Here is a 2686-nt window from a genome sequence, read left to right as displayed (position 1 = left end):
TTCTAATTAACTCATAATTTTGCCTGTCATATCATTCTACCATGTATTTGTGTAATTAATTCTGTCTAATTACTTACTTCAAGCGATAGACTTGGATTTTGAATGTTCCTGTATATGGCACGCTCGGTGCAAGTGCTGAAGGTTTTTGACCGAATTATCTCCGCCTTGAGCTACAGGAACTATGTGGTGGGTATCTAACTCCTCTCCGTTGAATAAAGATTCGCCACAGATTGGACATTTCCAATTTTGGTTTTGTGCTATTTTGTAGTTGCGCGAGTTGCGCTCCCAATAGCTTTTACCATATTTCTGATGGCGTTTTTCCCAATACTCTCTGAGAGAGGGGTCATCCGGTGACGAATCCCCCTTGACCTTTACATGGCGTTCAATCGGCGTGTACGCTATCGGGTAGAGGATTAAATCCTTTTCTTTCCCTCGGCGGTCGCTAGTTATAGTAGCGAACGTCCATTTATTACCATCTATGGTTTTGAAATAGCGTTTCCGAACCCATTTTGTGTTTTTGTTAGGATGTTTACGCTTCGACCAACTCCAAAGGTATTGCCAGGTTCTACTTTTGATGTATTCAAAAGTTTGTTTGCTAACAACACCTTTATAGTAATTGGAAAATCCACGCAGAATTGGATTAAGTCTTTTTATGACTACTTCTTGTTCACACCAGGGTAAACGCATCTTAACTGGAACCAAAAATATGCTACAGTTAAATCCGACTAAAACTCAATGTAGTTTGTTGTAGTTTATGGGTTTCATCAATGGCAAGAGGTTTTAGTAAAGCTGTAAATTCTCAACAAAAGCCAACAGATTCATTGCCTTCGATGAATCTTTTAAATACCAGTTTTTTAGAACATTTTGCTAATTTGAATGACCCGAGAATAGAAAGAAGTAAAGAACATTTACTCAAAGATATTATCGCAATTGCGATTCTAGCTATCATCAGTGGTGCAGACGGATGGGTGGCAATAGAAGCCTATGGCCACGCTAAATATGAATGGTTAAAAAGCTTTCTAGAATTAGCCAACGGTATTCCTTCTCATGACACATTTAGTCGAGTATTTTCTCGAATTGAACCGGAGCAGTTTCAAGAATGTTTTTTGAGTTGGGTAAATTCGATAGTCAAGGAATTAGAACTAGAAGTCATTGCCATTGACGGCAAAACAATGAAACAATCTTATGACCGAAATCACCAACAAAAAGCGCTACATATAGTCACTGCATGGTCTTTATCTCATCAATTGGTTTTAGGGCAAAAAAAAGTCGATAAAAAATCTAATGAACTAACAGCAATTCCGGCATTAATAGAAATGTTAGAAATTGCGGACAGCGTAATAACCATAGATGCTATGGGATGTCAAAAAGACATAACATCTTTGATTGTCAAGAAAAAAGGAGATTATGTTTTAGCTTTAAAAGGGAATCAAAAACTCCTCTACAAAGCTGTAAAAGAGTGGTTTGAATTAGCCCAAAAAGAAAAATTCTTAGGTAGAGAATACAACTATTATGAACAAGTAGAAGCGGGACATCATCGAGTAGAAAAAAGACAGGTCTGGACTGTTGATGTATCTGAGTTACCACAAGTGCATAATCAAGCATTATGGACTGGATTAAAAACAGTTGTCATGATAGTTAGTGAACGACGATTGTGGAATAAAACCACCAGTGAAGCTCGTTTTTACTTGAGTAGTTTAAACAGTAATGCTGAAAAAATTGCCAGAGCTATCCGCAGTCATTGGGGCATTGAAAATAGCTTACATTGGACACTTGATGTTACATTTTCCGAAGATAAAAGCCGGATTCGCAAACAGAACTCTCCCGAAAATTTTGCACTTTTACGTCGTTTAGCAATAAATTTACTGAAACAAGAAAAAACTTCAAAACAAAGTTTAAAAATGAAACGCTATCGAGCGGCAATGGATAATAATTATTTAGTTCAAATTTTAAACTCTGCCAGCTAACGCTCAAAATCTAACATCCATCTCTTGTGAAATTTATCCGGCTTTAAAAACTTTATAAATTCTTAAAGTTTTGATTTAATCTGCTTAAGTGGGGTTAAAGTTAAGAATTTTAAGAAGGTTTTTTTAGTTATTTAGTAATGCAGAAATTCACCTTTTTGTCAAATTAATTTAGATGCGTTTACCCTGCCTATCCACTCCTTAAATGAACAGTGAACGATTAAAGGACTTTCGTCAAGCAGCATACGAGTTATTGGTGCTGGCGAAAGATGCAACATTCGAGCTGATGGATGCAGTGATGACCACTCCGAATGCGTCATGTTTAGCGGAATTTTCACTCAATCCATTATTCAAGCGTCAATGGCCAAGCATCTATGAAGCGTTACAAGACTGTAGACCTGACCGAAAAAAACTGATGCTGCTGTATCTGGAGCAATTACAGGCAGAAGCACCCCCAACGGAACACATATTAGTGGCAATCGACCATACTGCATGGGGGAGACGAGATGCCAAAACATTAAAAGATAGAACCCATGAATATCAAAGGGACTCCATTGTGGGACAGGGATACAGTACCATTGCGTGGATACCTGAAGCTCAAGGAAGTTGGGCATTACCCCTGCTCCATGAAAGAATTAGTAGTGGCAGGGTAAGCTCATCTAATTTGGTATAAATTGTACTTGACAAAAAGGGCAAGATATAAAAGAGCCTCCTGTCAAGAG

At 37.8% G+C, this 2686-nt stretch carries 3 protein-coding genes; 2 read left to right on the top strand and 1 reads right to left on the bottom strand.

The window, feature by feature from the left end:
• Positions 1–78: 78 nt before the first annotated feature.
• Positions 79–687 (bottom strand): group II intron maturase-specific domain-containing protein, encoded by a 609-nt coding sequence (locus tag QUA02_RS33205; protein WP_333033981.1) that lies wholly within the window; start codon positions 685–687, stop codon positions 79–81.
• A gap of 80 nt (positions 688–767) precedes the next feature.
• On the opposite strand from QUA02_RS33205, the gene QUA02_RS33200 reads away from it, so the two are divergent.
• Entirely contained in the window at positions 768–1967 is a 1200-nt protein-coding gene (locus QUA02_RS33200; RefSeq protein ID WP_333033980.1) for an ISAs1 family transposase, read from the top strand.
• Between the two features lie 202 nt (positions 1968–2169).
• Entirely contained in the window at positions 2170–2637 is a 468-nt protein-coding gene (locus QUA02_RS33195; RefSeq protein ID WP_333033979.1) for a hypothetical protein, read from the top strand.
• The last annotated feature ends 49 nt before the right edge of the window (positions 2638–2686 follow it).

It is taken from the genome of Microcoleus pseudofavosus SVA1_A4 (assembly GCF_036700565.1).
Classification (GTDB): Bacteria; Cyanobacteriota; Cyanobacteriia; order Cyanobacteriales; family Microcoleaceae; genus Microcoleus.
This window is presented reverse-complemented; position numbering and strand designations above follow the sequence as displayed.